Source organism: Bacillus sp. F19, from assembly GCA_023823795.1.
GTDB lineage: Bacteria > Bacillota > Bacilli > Bacillales > Bacillaceae > Bacillus_P.
Window position 1 is genome coordinate 1,485,988 of record CP085710.1, and the last position, 16,933, is coordinate 1,502,920.

The 16,933-nt window shown below is 38.0% G+C and carries 13 protein-coding genes and 3 pseudogenes; 12 read left to right on the plus strand and 4 right to left on the minus strand.

Features of this window, described 5'->3' with window-relative positions:
* Positions 1 to 359 precede the first annotated feature (359 nt).
* The 7 genes from LIT25_07560 (at position 360) to LIT25_07590 (ending at position 7,518) form a co-directional block, all read left to right on the plus strand.
* The gene (locus tag LIT25_07560) at positions 360 to 1,376 is read left to right on the plus strand and encodes an ABC transporter ATP-binding protein (protein USK35164.1); all 1,017 of its coding nucleotides are present in this window, start codon (positions 360 to 362) and stop codon (positions 1,374 to 1,376) included.
* Positions 1,377 to 1,393: 17 nt separating this feature from the next.
* Positions 1,394 to 2,359, plus strand: coding sequence for a sugar ABC transporter permease (locus LIT25_07565; protein ID USK35165.1), 966 nt, complete (start codon positions 1,394 to 1,396; stop codon positions 2,357 to 2,359).
* Between the two features lie 18 nt (positions 2,360 to 2,377).
* A complete protein-coding gene (locus tag LIT25_07570; protein USK35166.1) occupies positions 2,378 to 3,208 on the plus strand; it encodes a carbohydrate ABC transporter permease in 831 nt (276 codons plus the stop codon).
* Positions 3,209 to 3,253: 45 nt separating this feature from the next.
* Positions 3,254 to 4,558 carry an ABC transporter substrate-binding protein gene (locus LIT25_07575; protein ID USK35167.1) on the plus strand — a complete coding sequence of 435 codons (1,305 nt, stop codon included), beginning with the start codon at positions 3,254 to 3,256 and terminating at the stop codon, positions 4,556 to 4,558.
* A 300-nt stretch (positions 4,559 to 4,858) separates the two neighbouring features.
* Positions 4,859 to 5,815 (plus strand): CehA/McbA family metallohydrolase, encoded by a 957-nt coding sequence (locus tag LIT25_07580; protein ID USK35168.1) that lies wholly within the window; start codon positions 4,859 to 4,861, stop codon positions 5,813 to 5,815.
* 35 nt (positions 5,816 to 5,850) lie between these two features.
* Positions 5,851 to 6,693, plus strand: a complete 843-nt coding sequence (gene hisJ / locus LIT25_07585) for a histidinol-phosphatase HisJ (GenBank protein ID USK35169.1) — start codon at positions 5,851 to 5,853, stop codon at positions 6,691 to 6,693.
* A 45-nt stretch (positions 6,694 to 6,738) separates the two neighbouring features.
* Positions 6,739 to 7,518: a DeoR/GlpR family DNA-binding transcription regulator gene (locus tag LIT25_07590; protein USK35170.1), complete on the plus strand. Its 780-nt coding sequence runs from the start codon at positions 6,739 to 6,741 to the stop codon at positions 7,516 to 7,518.
* A 486-nt stretch (positions 7,519 to 8,004) separates the two neighbouring features.
* Here LIT25_07590 and LIT25_07595 read toward each other — a convergent pair.
* Positions 8,005 to 8,436: pseudogene (locus tag LIT25_07595) on the minus strand (recombinase family protein).
* A 518-nt stretch (positions 8,437 to 8,954) separates the two neighbouring features.
* Between LIT25_07595 and LIT25_07600 the strand changes: the two are divergent.
* Positions 8,955 to 10,535, plus strand: a complete 1,581-nt coding sequence (locus LIT25_07600) for an alkaline phosphatase D family protein (GenBank protein ID USK36197.1) — start codon at positions 8,955 to 8,957, stop codon at positions 10,533 to 10,535.
* 1,301 nt (positions 10,536 to 11,836) lie between these two features.
* Here the strand turns inward: LIT25_07600 and LIT25_07605 are convergent.
* Positions 11,837 to 12,118, minus strand: a complete 282-nt coding sequence (locus LIT25_07605) for a hypothetical protein (protein ID USK35171.1) — start codon at positions 12,116 to 12,118, stop codon at positions 11,837 to 11,839.
* Positions 12,119 to 13,012: 894 nt separating this feature from the next.
* Positions 13,013 to 13,354: a DUF3888 domain-containing protein gene (locus LIT25_07610; GenBank protein USK35172.1), complete on the minus strand. Its 342-nt coding sequence runs from the start codon at positions 13,352 to 13,354 to the stop codon at positions 13,013 to 13,015.
* Between the two features lie 22 nt (positions 13,355 to 13,376).
* On the opposite strand from LIT25_07610, the pseudogene LIT25_07615 reads away from it, so the two are divergent.
* The 3 genes and pseudogenes from LIT25_07615 to LIT25_07625 all read left to right on the plus strand — a co-directional run bounded on the left by LIT25_07615 (position 13,377) and on the right by LIT25_07625 (position 15,720).
* Positions 13,377 to 13,952 (plus strand): annotated as a pseudogene (locus LIT25_07615) (IS4 family transposase).
* A 409-nt stretch (positions 13,953 to 14,361) separates the two neighbouring features.
* On the plus strand, positions 14,362 to 15,417 hold the full coding sequence (locus LIT25_07620; GenBank protein USK35173.1) for a hypothetical protein: 1,056 nt from the start codon (positions 14,362 to 14,364) through the stop codon (positions 15,415 to 15,417).
* A 54-nt stretch (positions 15,418 to 15,471) separates the two neighbouring features.
* Positions 15,472 to 15,720, plus strand: coding sequence for a hypothetical protein (locus tag LIT25_07625; protein USK35174.1), 249 nt, complete (start codon positions 15,472 to 15,474; stop codon positions 15,718 to 15,720).
* A 712-nt stretch (positions 15,721 to 16,432) separates the two neighbouring features.
* Here LIT25_07625 and LIT25_07630 read toward each other — a convergent pair.
* Complete coding sequence (locus tag LIT25_07630) at positions 16,433 to 16,591, minus strand: IS3 family transposase (protein ID USK35175.1); 159 nt, start codon at positions 16,589 to 16,591, stop codon at positions 16,433 to 16,435.
* On the opposite strand from LIT25_07630, the pseudogene LIT25_07635 reads away from it, so the two are divergent.
* Positions 16,589 to 16,840, plus strand: a pseudogene (locus tag LIT25_07635) (DNA repair protein RadC). The gene LIT25_07630 and the pseudogene LIT25_07635 overlap by 3 nt on opposite strands.
* The last annotated feature ends 93 nt before the right edge of the window (positions 16,841 to 16,933 follow it).

A 16,933-nucleotide genomic window follows, 5' to 3' on the forward strand; every position in this document is an offset into this window, starting at 1 on the left:
CTATTAGTGTATTGACTTATCATCTAAAGCAAGCTGCTTACATCGGTAGGCAGCTTTTTTAATTAACTTATAAAGGGGTACCGCCACATCGCTATCAAGCTAGGGTTTTGAAGTATCCCCTAAACGAAAAAAGCGCTACAAAAAAGTTTAAGCGGCCTTGTTATTCTGATTAGAATTAACAAGGTCGCTTATTGTTGTTATAAACTTTGTTTAAGCTGTTAACTTCATGGAAATTACAAAAAGGATAAATAAAAACCAAAAAAAACTATAATTAATCAAAAAACAACATATGATTAATATCCACTTTACAATGTCAAATTACAATAACGAGTGTAAATACATGGATAAGGAGGTTAGTAATGTCAAATATAAGGTTTGAAAATGTTGAGAAGAGATATTCCGAAACGAAAAAGATTATTGAAGACTTGAATTTAGTGATTCAAGACGGTACTTTTACTGTTCTGGTAGGTCCATCAGGATGCGGCAAAACAACATTGCTAAGGATGATTGCAGGTTTGGAAGAAATATCAGCCGGTAACTTGTATATAGGAAGCCGGGAAGTATCGAAGGTTGATCCTGGAGATAGAGAAATTGCGATGGTCTTTCAAAACTATGCTTTATATCCGCATATGTCCGTTAGAAAAAATATTGAATTCGGATTGAAAAATGCAGGAATACCGAAAGATGATATCAAGAGAAGAGTGCAAGAAGTCGTCAAAGTGGTAGGGCTAGAAGATTATATTGATAGTAAGCCATCGTCCCTTTCAGGAGGACAGCGACAAAGGGTTGCACTTGCGAGAGCCATTTCAAAACAGCCGAAGGTCTTCCTAATGGACGAACCTCTGTCTAATTTAGATGCAAAATTACGTAATGCGATGAGGAGCGAACTAATCCAATTGCATCGAAAATTGAATTCAACCTTTGTATACGTTACACACGACCAAATCGAGGCCATGACGATGGGTGATAATATTGTCGTGATGAAGGACGGACAAGTAATGCAGCAAGGAAAACCACAGGAGATATTTCAAAATCCTACAAATACTTTTGTTGCAACCTTTATCGGTGACCCTGGAATGAATATCATTAGTATTCAAAACTATTATGTTGGGTTTAGACCAAAAAAAGTACTTTTTCAGCAGGATGATCAATTTAAAGGCTTCAAAACAAATGGGAAAATTAAAACCAGGGAAATATTAGGTGACGATACGCTTTACTCATGCGAAACAATATATGGATCAATCTGTGTTAAGAGTAATGAGGAACGAGAATACGGGGATAGTCTTCCTCTTTATGTAAAATACGAGGACCTATACTTTTTCAATCAAAATGGAGATAGGATATACGACATGCAAGATTTGCAATTAATTATCTAATATTTGGGGGGAACAATGTGGATGCTGACAATCGAGTTGAAACGAAATTTGAAGATAAAATAAAAATTCCAGGAAATTCATTTTTATCATCCTTGTTCACTTATCTAAAATATACAGTGAATTCGTTGGCTAAGAATCCCTATATACTCATAGCTCCAGCATTATTGCTTGCTTTGGTATTTACTTTCTATCCCGTTTTCTTTGCCATCTATAACAGCTTTTTCAAATGGGATATTATAACGGGTGAAAAGGGATTTATTGGATTACAAAACTATTATTCTCTTTTTACTGATATCACGTTCATGATCGTTATTAAAAATACTTTCATCTATACATTATTTACCGTTGTTTTTGGGTTGATTTTTTCATTACTTATCGGGATTTTCCTTAATAAGAAATCCCCAGTTGTGGATGCTGTTCAGACCGTTGTATTTACGCCCCATATTATATCGTTTGTATCTGTATCTGTTTTATGGATGCTGTTATTGGATCCACAAACTGGATTGGTCAACTTTCTTTTGGAGAAAGTAGGTTTAGAGCCTCAACTTTGGATGATGAGCGAAAAAACATCCTTGCTATCCATTATTATTGTATCCATTTGGAAAGGGTTAGGCTATACAGTTCTTATGGTTATTGCAGGGCTGCAAAGCATTCCACGTGAGATTTACGAAGCAGCAAGGTTAGACAAGGCCAACTCATTTAAAACGTTGATTCATATTACAATACCACTTATCTCACCGACTTTGTTCTTTCTCTTTATCACATCTATGATTGGCTCATTTAGTTCGTTTGATATTGTTAATTTAATGACAGAAGGGGGACCTAATCATTCTTCCAATCTATTGGTTCACTGGATTTATGAGACGGGATTCCTTAACTTTAGAATTGGACCAGCAATGGCAGCCTCTGTCCTATTTCTAATTATTATCGGATTTATTTCATTCGTAAATTTCAAATTATTCGGAAAGAAAGTACATTATTAATTTGAGAAGGTGGCAATATTGAGCGTATATTATTGGGGAAAAAAGGTATTAAATATATTGTTGTTACTCTTATTATTAGTGATATATTTATTTCCCTTTTACTGGATGATTACAACATCACTAAAATCAGAACTTGAAGCGATGGGGTTCCCGCCCAGTTTTTTTCCTACAGAAATTCACCTTGAAAACTATATGACTGCTTGGACACATACAAATCTATTTCACTATTTAAAGAATTCGATTATCGTGACTGTGTTAACGGTAATTGGGCAACTACTCATTTGTGTACCAGCTGCTTATGCGTTTGCGAAAAAGAAGTTTAAGCTATCCAAAGTATTTTTTGGATTGATCCTTTTTGACTTAATGGTACCAATTCAAGTAACTTTCCTTCCTAATTATATTCTCTTAACGAATATAGGATGGATTGATACTTACAAAGCTTTAATCGTTCCATCTTTATATTCATCTTTTGCCATATTTTTTATGACCCAAACCTTTAAGCAAATCCCGGATGAAATATTAGATGCAGCTAAATTAGATAAGACTTCGGAAATGAAAATGATAACCCAAATTATGTTGCCTATGGCTAAGCCCATCATAATAACAGTAGCATTATTTACCTTCATATCAAAGTGGAACGATTATTTCTGGACACTGATTGTAACAAATTCCGATGCAGTTCGAACTCTGCCGATTGCGATGAAAAGTTTACTCGGAGCGGGAGATGGTCTCATTCAATGGAATATTGTTATGGCTGGTAATGTGATACTCGTTGCTCCGCTGATTATTCTTTATGTTATAGCCAATAAGCAAATAAAACAGGCCTTCGTATATGGAGGAATTAAATAAAGTTCAAATCAAAATAAATATATAAACTATTAAAGGAGAATAAACATGAAAATGTTAAATATGGGAAAGGGTATTTCTGCGGCATTAGCTTTATTGTTAATTCTTACAGGGTGTAACTCTGAAACTAGTAGTGAACCTGAAGAGACTAGAGAACAAGAAGAAGTTGAAATCACTGTCTGGTCCATTTGGGACAATGAAGGATCAGGAGCACTGCTTTATGAGGCTGCAGAACAGTTCTCAGAGGAAAATCCTAACATCAATGTAACTGTACAGGGGCAAGGGGGATACGATGGTGTCGCAGAAAAGCTAAACAATGCATTAGTAACCAAAACTACTCCGACAATTGTCCAAATAGAAGAATCCTTAATCGCTAGATACGGTCCTGTTGCAGAAGATCTAACAAAGTATATGGATAAAGAAGTCACAGATAACTATATTGATGGGCTTTTACGTTCTAGTTATGAAGATGATACTTTAAAAGCAGTTCCGATGAATAGAAGTACACCTATACTGTATGTAAATGTAGATTTGCTGAAAGAAGCTGGGTTGCCAGAGGAGGGTCCACAAACTTGGGAAGAACTAAAAACTTTTGCTGAAAAACTAACAAACAAGGAAAAAGGAATCATTGGATTTGGCGGTCATTGGGATACGGATGCATGGTTTTGGGAATCTGCTCTGTATTCTTATGGCGGAGAAGTAGTGAATGAAGATGGAAGCGAAGTGGCATTCAATAATGAAAAGGGCTATAAAATTGTAGAGTTGTTCCAAGATATGACTAAAAATGGTCAAATGCTTAGTGTATATGGAGCTCAGGGCAGTCAAAGCAGTATGATTGCTTCTCAGTTTTTAGAGGGAAAAGTCGGGATGATGCTCGATTCAATCGCTGCAATGGGCGGCCTATATAAAAACAATGAAAACAATATCGATATTCAAGCGGTTTATCAGCCTGTAGGTACGGAGCATTCAGTTGTGACAGGCGGAGCAAATATGATCATGATGAAAGATAAAACTGAAGAAGAAAAACAGGCAGCAGGTGAATTTCTTGAATATTTAGCAAGTGATGAGTTTTCAGCTAAATTTGCTATTGAATCAGGTTATTTTCCGACTACAAAATCTTCTTTAGAAACACCAGAAATGAAAAAAATCTATGAAGAAAATCCATCTTATAAAGTCGCTATTGATCAGCTCCAATATGCACACAAACGTCCTTGGCAAAAAAACTGGCGTGAAATGTACCAAGTAATTGTAGAAGAACTTGAAGTGGCGCTTGTAGATCTTGAAAGAGATCCGAAAGAGGTAATTGATACAGCAGCTAAAAAATCGCAAAAAATTATCGACGAAAATAAGTAAAGTGAATCTTCCATCAGTGGGGTTTTTCGACGTACAGGACGTACTAGTGCAGACGTTGCGACAGGACGTCGCCCTTCTAGTCTGCCTCATTCTCACTGATAATTAGATGAACCAATCGGGCATTTACTGGCAGCTGATCCCCCACCTATCTTCCTTGTTTACTCAGAATCTTGAGCTGGGGGTCTTACTTGCCCATTATGCGGGATAAAGCGGAATGAAGCTGTCCCGATGTATTCAGGAAGTGTTTTGGGACAGCTTTCTATTAAAAATCATTTTAATTGGAGAGGGCAGGGAAGGAAAATGAAAACAACTTTTATCAGCACAGGTAATTGGTATAAAGGAAATTTGCATGGTCACTCTACTGTTTCAGATGGACGTTTAACTCCGGAGCAAGTAAGAGAGGAATACAAGAAAAAAGGATACAATTTTATTGTCCATTCCGAGCATGATATTTATACAGACTTTCAGTTTGCTAATGAACCAGAGTTTATCACCATTCCGGGATTTGAGGCCAGTATCCCAACACCTGAGGACGATTACCGGATTTATCATTTAAACGTTTTTTTAGGGACAGACGAAATGATTGGACAGGCAACGATGCCATTGTTTAACCATTTAGAGAACACTCCTATCAAAGAGTGGGAAGGATTGCAAACTGTTCAAGAATTTATTAATGAAATGAATAGCAGAGGATACATGGTGATGTTTAATCATCCCCACTGGTCAACTATTGAACTTGAAGACGTGATTGAGCTTGAGAATCTTTTTGGCATGGAAGTTTATAACCATTGTTCACAATGGCTGGAGAATATGGGCGAATCCGATATCTTGTGGGAGACGTTATTAAGAAGGGGTAAAAAGCTTTGGGGAACAGCAACTGATGATAATCACAATGGTTTTCCAGTTGATTCCGCCAAATGTGATTCTTTTGGTGGATGGATTGTGGTCAAGGCTGAAGAATTAACAAGAAATGCAATCATGGATGCTATTTCAAAAGGGAGTTTCTACGCCTCAACTGGACCAAGCATTTATGATTTCAAAGTTGAAAACAATGAGGTCATTTTTAAATGTTCACCAGTGCAAAGAATTTATCTAAATGGTGATTTGCGCCAATACCAAATTGAAATAAGTGAAACAGGTGAGGATACTCTTACCGAGCTTAGAAAAACGTTAAGAGGCGATGAGAGGTTTTTACGTATAGAGTGTATCGACCAATATGGAAAGAAAGCATACACAAATCCTATATATTTGGACTAATTATCTTGATTTAATAGATTGGAAGGCTGTATAAAATGATTTTATCAAACTACCACTGCCATTGTAACTTATGTGATGGAAAAGGAACAATGGAAGAGTATGTGAAACGGGCAATTGAGCTAAATTTTGCAAGCTTCGGTTTTTCATGTCATGCACCTATGCCATTTGCATTTGATTGGTCCATGAAAAAGGAGGATCTATCTTTTTATATAAAGGAAGTAGATCGTTTAAAGAAGGAATATGGCTATTTAATGGAAATCTATCTTGGTCTGGAAATAGACTTCTTTAATGATAAAACAGAAAATCGTATTGAATTATACAATAAACTTGGACTGGATTATTATATTGGTTCTATTCATTGTATTTATCATCCACGGGAAAAACAGTTTTTGTCCTTAGATTATAGCAAGGAGCTGTTTTCTTATATATTGACCGATATATTTAAGGGAGATATAAAAGCTTTTGTAAGGGAGTATTATCAGCAAATTCAAAATATGGTTACTCTACATGCACCTCCTATTATTGGTCATCTAGATTTAATAAAAAAGTTTAATAAAGGTAATGACTTTTTTGATGAATCGGAAGACTGGTATATGGAAGAAATCAAACAGGTTCTAAAAGTTATTAAAAGTAAACATGGTATAATTGAAATTAATACTGGAGGGATTTCAAGAGGCTATACTACTGATTACTATCCCTCTTTTCCTATTCTTAAGGAATGTAACCGTTTAGAGATTCCTATTACAATTAATTCAGACGCACATTCAGTTGAAAACCTAGACTTTCATTTGAGAGAAGCTGAGTTAGTGGCTAAGGAAGCAGGGTACGAAAAGAAATATGTGCTTCTAAATAAAGAATGGAAGAGTGTCGAGATATAATCTCGTAAAAGCCTACAATAATCATGATTGAAGAGGAATAAAACAATGCTATCTGTAGAAAGACATCAAATTATTTTGAATCACCTTAATCTTCATGGGAAAATCACTATTCATGAATTGCTTGACCAATTGAAGGTGTCAAAACAAACAATTCGCCGAGATTTGGAGCATTTGGAGCAGCAAGGGAAGTTAACAAAGGTCCATGGAGGAGCTGTAAAAAAAGTAATATCAGAAAAGTATGAGCCTTCTTTTAATGAAAGAATCAACGTCAACATTGAAGAAAAGAAAAAAATTGGTGCTCGGGCAGCTGAAATGATTCAAGATGGAGATGTGGTTGCGTTTGGAATAGGAACAACTACATTACAAGTAGCAAATAACATCCGTAACAAAAAGAATCTAACTATATTATTGAGCTGTGTAAGAACGTTAAACTCTTTAATAGAATTAAAACGGGCCGGCATTTTCACAGGTAAAATAATTTTCCTTGCTGGAGAGATCAACACCGATTTAATGGCTGGCTTAGGATCATTAACACTACAAAATATGCATCAATTTCAGATTGATAAAGCCTTTATTGGAGGAAATGGAATAACATTGGAGCATGGGCTCAGTACGTATGATATCGAGGATGGAAATTTTTTAAAAAAGTTAATTTCCATTTCTAAAGAAGTGACGCTTGTTATCGATCACTCAAAAAGAGGAATCAGTTCATTATATCATTTTGCAAAAATTGAGCAGATCCAAAATGTCATTAGTACCGCAGATGTACCTGAAGATTGGAAGGAAGTACTTCAAGATAAAAACATTCAATGGATTAAAGTGTAACTTACAAGTATGGTTATTTATAAAATTAGATAAAAAAATAGAAGTTTTATTAGTTGAACAAACAGAACCGAATACAAGACTGTTCCTAATTCTTGGAAAAAGGATTGGACTTTTTTTGATATGTATTGTCACAAAATATGAATTCTCTCAAATGATTAGCTATAAACGCTATACAGAGCATAAATCACAACAACAATCAGAGAAAAAAAGATTATTAGAGTTCATCCAGGATCCATACGGCATGGACCGATATCACCAGCGAGACCATTAATAAAGCGTTTAATTTTCACAGCTAATTCTATTGATTATGCAAGAACCAACTTGAAAGAGTATAAACCAAGAATTATTTTCCCTACCCCAACTACCCCAACTTGGTCTAGGTGATAACAAAGTTAAAGAATAAGTAATATGTGGCACTTAGATTAACATATTCATTAATTTAAAGATCATGGCTGTCAATAGACAGTCTTTTTCTTTTGGTCCATACTTCTCTGGGCGTCCACCTAGACGCCCACGCGCTTTTGCAGCTGCTCGTCCTGCAACCGAGCGTTCCTCGATCAGGTTACGTTCAAATTCTGCAAACGCTGCGAATAAGTGAAACATCAATTGCCCCGTTGCATTGCTTTTGTCCATTGTTAGGTTTTCTTGCAAACTATGAAAGCCAACACCTCGTTCATTTAAGCTGTTCACAATTTGAATCAAATCTTGCATGTTACGTCCTAGTCGGTCCAATCGCCAAACGACAATTGTATCGCCTTCACGTGCATACTGAAGTGCTTCCTCTAAACCGGGACGTTGTTTTTTTGTCCCACTCATCTTATCGTGATAAATTTTCGTACAACCATGTTGCGTTAGCGCATCTGTTTGCAAATCTAAATTTTGCAATCCTGTCGACACACGTGCATATCCAATTAACACTCTTTCTAATTTTTACTCTAATTTGATTGTAACATAAGATAAAAATAAAAAGGTTATTGAACATAGAATAGTGAACAGGGTTTTATTACACTTAAGACAATAAAAAAGCCCCTTTCAAATCAAAAAGAAGCGTGTTCAGAAAAGGACGAGTTTTGGAACAAATAAAAACTTATTTATGAGTGTGTGCTTTTTTAATTTTGTTCAGCAATCGGGCCATTATATTGAATAAGAAGGGATGGGTAAAATCACTGGTTTATAAGGAAAAATTCCTAAGACCATTTTAAGTTGATTAATTTTTTGAAAAATTAACACAGTATTAATCTATCTTTTACATATAAAGTTTATTATTGGTCCAGAACGAAATTAATACAGGATAGGGGGAATTTCGACACTGGTGATTTGTAACAGAAATGTTTGAATATATGATTGTTAAGGGAGAGAACAACAGGATGGATAAGGAAAAAGAAATAAAAGAATTAATCAGCTCGTTGCATATCGAGAAATCAAAGCTTGAAAAGATGGACCGGCGTTATTTTCTTCAGGCTAGTAGTAAGGTTGCAGCACTCACAGTTGGCTTGACTATTGCTAATTCGTTATTTGGTAATAGCACTCAAGCGGCAGAACCGGAGTTTAACTCGTATCCGTTTACCCTTGGAGTTGCATCCGGGGATCCATTGCCAGATGGAGTGGTACTTTGGACTAGAATTGCACCCGATCCGCTGAATGGGGGTGGAATGAAAGCATATGATGTCCCCGTAAGATGGGAGGTTTCTGCTGACGAAGGATTCCGCCAAATCGTAAAGCATGGAGTAGAGTTTGCAAGACACCAGTTGGGACATTCGGTGCATGTTGAAGTCGAAGGTCTAGATCCAAATTCGATTTATTACTATCGCTTTAAAGTCGGATCGGATATGAGCCCTGTAGGTCGTACAAAAACATTACCTGCCTTTAATACCGATGTTTCCAGGATGACGTTTGCCTTTGCATCTTGTCAGAACTGGCAAATTGGATATTATACCGCCTTTAAACATATGGCACAGGAAGATCTCGATTTGGTCATCCATCTTGGCGACTACATTTATGAGGGTGGGATCAGTAATGATGGTGTTCGTCCGCATAACAGTGACGAGATTAGAACACTAGAAGATTATCGGAACCGATACGCCCTTTACAAAAGTGATACGAATTTGCAGGCAGCCCATGCAGCATTTCCTTGGGTAGTCACAATGGATGACCATGAAGTGGATAATAACTTTGCCGGTCTGATTCCAAGTACTTATGAACCAGTGGAGCAGTTTATAAAGCGGCGTGCAGATGCCTACCAAGCCTATTATGAACATATGCCCCTGAGGCGTTCATCCTTGCCAGATGGAGAGGGGATGCAATTATATAGAAGGCTTGCTGTTGGTCATTTAGTCGATTTTCATGTTCTTGATACTCGCCAATATCGAGATGATCAAGCAAATGGAGACGGTAGAGATGAACCAAATGCTGAATCAATGGATCCGAACCGTTCCCTTACTGGGGACGAACAGGAGAGATGGATCCTTGATGGTCTTAGTCAGTCAAAAACTCGCTGGCATGTTCTTGCTCAACAGGTATTTTTTGCAGAGAGGGACTTCAAGGATGGGGAAGGCGAGGAAGTTAGTATGGATGCATGGGATGGATATTCCGCAAATCGCGAACGTATACTAAACTTCATTAAAGACAATGGGATTTCCAATTTTGTTGTGCTGACTGGTGATGTGCACAACAGCTGGGCGAATGAAATCAAAAGTGATTTCAAGGATCAGAACTCAGCAAATCTAGGAGTTGAGTTTGTCGGAACGTCGATTTCTTCAGGAGGAGACGGCTCAGATATTAACAATACAACTCCGGTGATCCTTGCTGAGAATCCGCATATTAAATTTTTTAACAATTACCGCGGTTATGTACGTTGCACGGTAACTCCTGAAACTTGGACTACTGATTACCGAGTTGTACCCTATGTTAGACGTCCTGATGCACCGATTGCAACACGGGCAACGTTTATCGTGGAAAATGGAAAGAACGAATTGAAGAAGATTTATGATGTACCTCTCACTGTTACATCTCAATAAGGGGTACCACCAGGGTGTACCCTATTGATAAAAAGTACAGTATTGATTTTTAAGGATTTAAAACTTATCAAATACACCTATCAAAATTATATAATGGGATATTTTTGAAGTGTGGCCCTTGAAACCCTAAATCGTTTCCGTACCCCTTTAACAAGAGAAAAGAGCAAATCGAGGATCTCTTCTCACCATACCCAGAGACCATTTTTCACGACGATCCGGCTAAATGGGCAGAATTACTTGCAGCCAATTGGGGACTTGTTAAAGAACGCGAACTCGAATTCGCATAAAAACCATTGGAAAATAACCAGTGGTTTTTATTATATATTTTAAAGATCTCCAAACATCCGTTTCCAAATGCTTTTCTTTTCGATTTTATCTGGCTGTCTTTCTAAGCTTTGTATGTAATCTACATTTTTCGTTACTATTATCTCCCAACAAAACGATCGAAATAGATAAAAGCGTATGTATCAAACATACGCTTTTACCTTTGAGGTGACAATATGGGTGGGAGGCACCAGAGATACTTGCGTTCTCTTACTATAAAATATTCCTTAAAACTAAAAAGGTTTGGACAGCTATTGAGAAAAAAGTGGATATGGGGTCTGTGTAGCAACCGAACCAAATCTTACGTTAAGTATTAGCGGACATTGATTTCCGGCATTATTGCGTATGTTAGTGGACATAAACTACTAATTTTTATATATTTGATGTCCGCTAATATCATTTTAGAGGACATTCTGAAATCAAAAACGAGGAAAGTACAATCTAAAATCACCTTTGTAACCGAAAAATCTATATAATTTTAGTCATTTTCACCGTTTCTAATGTCCGCTAATGCTTATTGCGTGATTTGGTTCCATTGCTACACAAGGGCCTTATACAAGAAAAAGGACCAGGTGTGGTCCTTTTTTTACGTAACAAACAAAATCCCTTAACTATTAAACCTTGCCGCTCCCTAGTTCTAGTTATAGTAGGGGTACCGCCACATGCCCATCAAGCTAATATTTTGGAGTAACCCAAAACGAAAATTTTATCTCTCCACAGTTGTCTATGAGGATTCAGCTCATTTTTTCGTTTTGGGGAACAATGAATTTCTTAACTTGATGGCAATGCCTTGTCACCAGCATTAGCGAATAAAATATTGTTTGTCATTTTGTTTTCCACCAATTAATTAATATTAATGTTAATGTTTATATTCATATTATAATCAGAGGTTCACTAAAAGGGAGCGTGGCTTTAGAACTGTCTTTTAATAATAAAAAACCACCTATAATAGATGGTTTTAAGCTTGAAATACTTTTTTATCTAAATCTTCTATAACCATAACCTTGGTATGAAGTTGGACATGAATCTTTGCATGTAATTTCACATTTTTTAGTGTCACATGTTCCACCACTAGGACCGCATTTCTTAGAAATGGTTTGACCATTATCACATATGCAAGAAACACCTGTACAACTTGTATATGGATCTTTATAAACCGACCATCCGGGCTGCTGTTGTTGAGGAAAATAACCATGATGCTGATAACCATGATGCTGACAACCACATTGCTGATGAGGGTTAAAACCGTATTGATACATTTATCATTCTCCTTTTTACTTGTTACTTTGATATATGTACAACCCAGACAATCTGTGGCTTGTCATGATAAAAATGGACAAAAAAAATAAGGGTTAGATCCCCTTATTCAAAAGTGTATTCAACTGTCTGTTCTTCAGGGGGTCCAGACAGCAAAACGCGGATTTACAACGTTAAGGATATTCCAGCATTAAAAATCCCAATCTATCAGTTATATAAATGAGAAATTGGGATTTAATTATTCAACAATTGCGCCCGTTAATTGAATAACACATGAGCTTCTATTAGCTGGTATAGCCATCCATGGCACATAAATGCGGTACCATCAAATAAATGAAAATTTTAATTTTCAGGATAGATAAACATGAAATTAAACGACACTATTATTTTTGAAATAACTTTATTGTTACTCAACATTTAACATACATCGCAACTTGGCACATTATCTTCTGATATCCAGTCATAGTCTCTTTTTGGTGGGCAAGGTGTTCCAAAGGAAACACACTCAGTAGCTGGAGTACCATACACTCTATGTTTGTATACACAACACTTCCAAGCAGGGGCATAGGGATAAGGGTAGTAAAATTGATAATAAGGAATATGGTCACCACCATGATTACCTCCTTTATAGCCTGGATAGAATGGAAGCATTTCATTTCCTACCTCCTGCCCACCCATATAATATGATTGTAGTACCGGTGGTGGTTCAGGCCCTGAATAATTTGGACAATGGTTGCAATAAGAAACAGGATATTTTCTCCAAAGTCTGTAACCTTGCCATATCGGTGGACAATCACCGTCAAAGCATCTTCTATAAAAATAAACCTGTGGGGTCTCCGGGGATTTTCGCAGATAAATACCACAACACATCGCGCTGCCGTAAGAATAATACATACTCAACACTTCTTTCCTAAAATGTAAACAACACAATAACTATATATTCCTGAACTCAGTATTAGGAGCTTTGTCCTAAAATTAACGTAAATTCCCATTGTGATTATGTGTGTTATTCCATTGATATGAACGAAACTGTCAACCCACCACACATCATGTGGGGGACTGTGAGCACCTTCAAATGTTGTTATCTGCACGGTAACATTAAATAAGTAACTGCCTTGTGGCAGCTTCTTAATTTGGGTTATATTACCGCAATAATTTTGTTTAATTTCACCATATTGCTTCTTCAATTCCTGTTGAATTGAGGGATAAAGCAAAATGAAAATCAAGTCATCACGCAACTGTATATCATTTTTAGTTGCGGTTGTTCATCGGCTAACAAAAGAACAACAACAAAAACGATTACAAGATCAAACTGTAAGAGAAAAAAAGAAAGGAATGAAGTATTCTCCTCGTAGTAAACGACTCAGTGGTATCAATGTATATATGACAAACACTCCTACAGATATTGTCCCGATGGGACAAGTACATGATTGGTACTCTTTACGTTGGCAAATCGAAATTTTATTTAAAACGTGGAAATCATTCTTTCAAATTCATCAGTGTAAAAAGATAAAACCAGAAAGATGGGAGTGCCATTTGTATGGACAATTGATTGCCATTCTACTCTGTTCTTCTATCATGTTTCAAATGCGGCAATTTATGAAAAAGAAACGAGAACTGAGTGAGTATAAGGCCATATATATGGTTAAAGATTATTTTCTTCTTCTTTTCCAAGCTATACAGAAAGACACCCAAGAGCTATCAAAGGTTCTACTTCGCCTGTTCAACCTCCTACAGCAAAACGGGCGAAAATCTCATCGATATGAGAAGAAAACAGTCTTTGATATATTAGGTGTCGTTTACAATTGTACCATGTCTGATAATCAAGCGGCTTAATTCAAAAAAGGAAACACGTTAGGGTTTATTTCGTATGCAAATCTTTAAAGCATCTACATATAGACTTTCGAAAAAAAGAAACAATCTTGCTTATCATTGACGTTACATGAGCTTAGCTTGATAGCGATGGGGTTTCACCAGCAAAACGCAGATTTACAACGTTAAGGAGATTCAGTCAATCAAATTGCCTTTTTTCACAACGTTAAGGGGTAATACCAGCGTCCGTGACACCAGGGCAAACGTCTGTAATAAATCGGAAATACATATCAAGAAGTTCTAATATGTTGGCCAGGATCTGCTTCTTGGAGAGATCGGCTTTAGGCTCCTCTGCCGCGCATGCATAAGCGCCGTTAGAATAAGGCAAACTATCCCCAACCAGCGCCAATTATCGTGCAAAGGGGCAATAGTTATGACGGTTAAGATGATCGCAAAGTGGGATGGGAACAGCTTTCTAAAGGTCCTCGATGCAGCCGGAAAAGAGACAAAGCTGCCGCAATATCTGAAAGTCGATCACACAGGTACAACTAACGGAAGAGATTATTTCACTGTGCTTGAAGGACGGGCAAAGGATCAAAAATACAGCGTCGATTCTCAGGCTAAAGCGCTCGGCCCTGTGACTAGCTATAAACCCTCAGAAGTTTTGAAATTCCACCCAGCGAAAAATTTGCTCCGCATCCCGCACCAGGTCGAGTATGAAGCGGAAACCGATCCATATAATCCTATTCCTGAGGGGAATCATTGTATACAGGTCGTGGATACTGATCATAAAAACAATTATCCTGAAGCCGGTCCGTATCAATTTTCCTGGTTTCCAATCGGTTTGGAAGGAGCACGCTATCTTCATCCTGGAACAGTTTCTGCGGGTTGCCTTACCGTAACTGACCTCACAAAATGGAATGACATCTACGATTTTTTGATCAACCGACGCAAGAACAATGATTGCGTGAGTATGCTGCAGGTTTGTCCTCCCGACGCAGAGGATTGGTGCAGGTTATTTAACGGCAAATACCAAATTACTGTTGATGGTGTAGCGTATGCTTGGGGCATACTGAACTTAAACTTTTCGAAAGGCGCAGACAACTGGCTCAATGTTGTGGGCACAACAGACAATCATCGCTACACCTTCCGTGGTGCTTTTGCACTCACCAAAGATGCACCGGTAGCCCATTCCTTCGGCCCTCAAGATGGAGGCATCATGGAAGGCAGGCTGACAGATAACCAGCCAAGCTCGCACTGGCCGCGTGAATGTGATCTGCGCGTGGGATGCTGGGAACTCAATTTCCAACCGGGTCTCATGATTCCGGTGCAAATTCAATGGAAAGGAACTATCGCACAAGGATACTGGAATCACGGTGCTCCTCACAGACTTGAATTGAAGGCGCTAGAACTGAGAAAGCGCCCCTGGTACAACTATCCATGGAACTATCCGGTCTGGAGCCCATATCCGCCACCACTGCCAGTTTAGATTCACGTTCCAATAAATGACAAGGACAATACCCTTGCACAAGGAGATGGGAAAATGACAGAGAAAAAGGAAGAAATCAACAAAGAGCTCAGCGAGAGAGACAGAGATACTCGGCCAGCCGAGCAAGGTGGAAGCGGAAACGAAGCAAAAAACGAGGCTGGCACTAAGGACCGCGAGAACTTTTCCTCACTTTACGGAGAGAAGAGCACTGGACCCAGCGAGAAAACGACTGATACTCAGAACGGAGAGAAGAGCACTGGACCCAGCGGAAAAACGAGTGATACTCAGAGCAACGAAAAATGATACGTTTTGAGTGACGCTTGACCAAGCTCCGCAGCTAGATTGCTCAAACCAAAAACAAGCCTTCGAAGGGCGAGCCCCAGCAAGTCTCTCAAATATCTCGCGCCCAATGGGATTCAGACTCCATTGACCAAGCATATACGGCGCGGCAACTTCCGCCAACAAATGTCTTAGCGTGGGTAACGTCATTTGGTTGGCGGTACCCTAAATTCAAACAATCAGGTGGAAAAGAGCATTGTGCGGCTTCATTTTATTCCGATACTCACCGTTTTCGGAACTATCAGCAAGATTGCTCCATTATTTTACAAACGTTTGCGGGTGGTGACAGCTACGCTGGTACTACCCCGTTAAGGATGTCCAATGTCAAAAAGCAAGCTTTATGACATAGTGGGATGGCTCTAATTCGCATGTCAAAAGGCTAATTTTCAAAAATGATTTTCCTTATCCTTAGCGTTTTTTCGCGTTTTGGTTGGCGCTACCCCTGTTAGAATTCAGAAGAGATTGTGAAGGTTTGTACTTAAAGTAACGGGTGCTTATCTTGAATAAGGTTTAGGCAATGATCTTCAACAATAGGGCCCGATTGTGGAACAACATAGGTAGAAAATGATCAAACTTTTTTATGGAAAACAAACTGAAATCTGCTGGAGAAGAATCTATTTTGATCAATCTTTGAACAGCTCCCTGTCAAGTAGACAGTGGAAATAATAAAAATACTTTAAGCGGCTTGAACCCTGTATTCCAATGGGCTCAAGCCGTTTAATCTTTCTTGGTAACGTTCGTTATTGTAAAACTGGATATAATCATCTATTGCTTGTTGTAACGCTTCAAATGTTTCATACTTATGTAGGTAATATTTTTCACACTTCAACGTCATGTTGGAGGGTTGAATGCAAGTCTTGTGATGCCGAGAGAGGTGTTCAAGTCAGCCATCCTGAACAACACTGCTTCCATCATTGTCAGTCACCAGCACCCCTCGCAGGACATTCATCCCTCAAGAGAAGATATGGATGTCACAAGACGGTTGGTGGAATGCGGGAAGATCCTCGGGATAGAGGTACTGGATCATATCATCGTAAATGCGAGTGCCGATTATTACAGCATGAAAGAAAAAGGATACGTCTAAGACATGAAGAGGAGGATTCCGCCCTCTTCTTTCTTTTTTTATTTTTGTGAAAGTCGAGTTGTAGGGGCATTGGGCCCCTACAACTCGAGCTGC

Excerpts from the sequence above, each read along its gene's own strand:
- LIT25_07560 (USK35164.1), top strand. The coding sequence starts at position 360 with ATGTCAAATATAAGGTTTGAAAATGTTGAGAAGAGATATTCCGAAACG.
- LIT25_07575 (USK35167.1), top strand. The coding sequence starts at position 3,254 with ATGAAAATGTTAAATATGGGAAAGGGTATTTCTGCGGCATTAGCTTTA.
- LIT25_07580 (USK35168.1), top strand. The coding sequence starts at position 4,859 with ATGAAAACAACTTTTATCAGCACAGGTAATTGGTATAAAGGAAATTTG.
- hisJ (USK35169.1), top strand. The coding sequence starts at position 5,851 with ATGATTTTATCAAACTACCACTGCCATTGTAACTTATGTGATGGAAAA.
- LIT25_07590 (USK35170.1), top strand. The coding sequence starts at position 6,739 with ATGCTATCTGTAGAAAGACATCAAATTATTTTGAATCACCTTAATCTT.
- LIT25_07600 (USK36197.1), top strand. The coding sequence starts at position 8,955 with ATGGACCGGCGTTATTTTCTTCAGGCTAGTAGTAAGGTTGCAGCACTC.
- LIT25_07605 (USK35171.1), bottom strand. The coding sequence starts at position 12,118 with ATGTATCAATACGGTTTTAACCCTCATCAGCAATGTGGTTGTCAGCAT.
- LIT25_07620 (USK35173.1), top strand. The coding sequence starts at position 14,362 with ATGACGGTTAAGATGATCGCAAAGTGGGATGGGAACAGCTTTCTAAAG.
- LIT25_07625 (USK35174.1), top strand. The coding sequence starts at position 15,472 with ATGACAGAGAAAAAGGAAGAAATCAACAAAGAGCTCAGCGAGAGAGAC.
- LIT25_07630 (USK35175.1), bottom strand. The coding sequence starts at position 16,591 with ATGACGTTGAAGTGTGAAAAATATTACCTACATAAGTATGAAACATTT.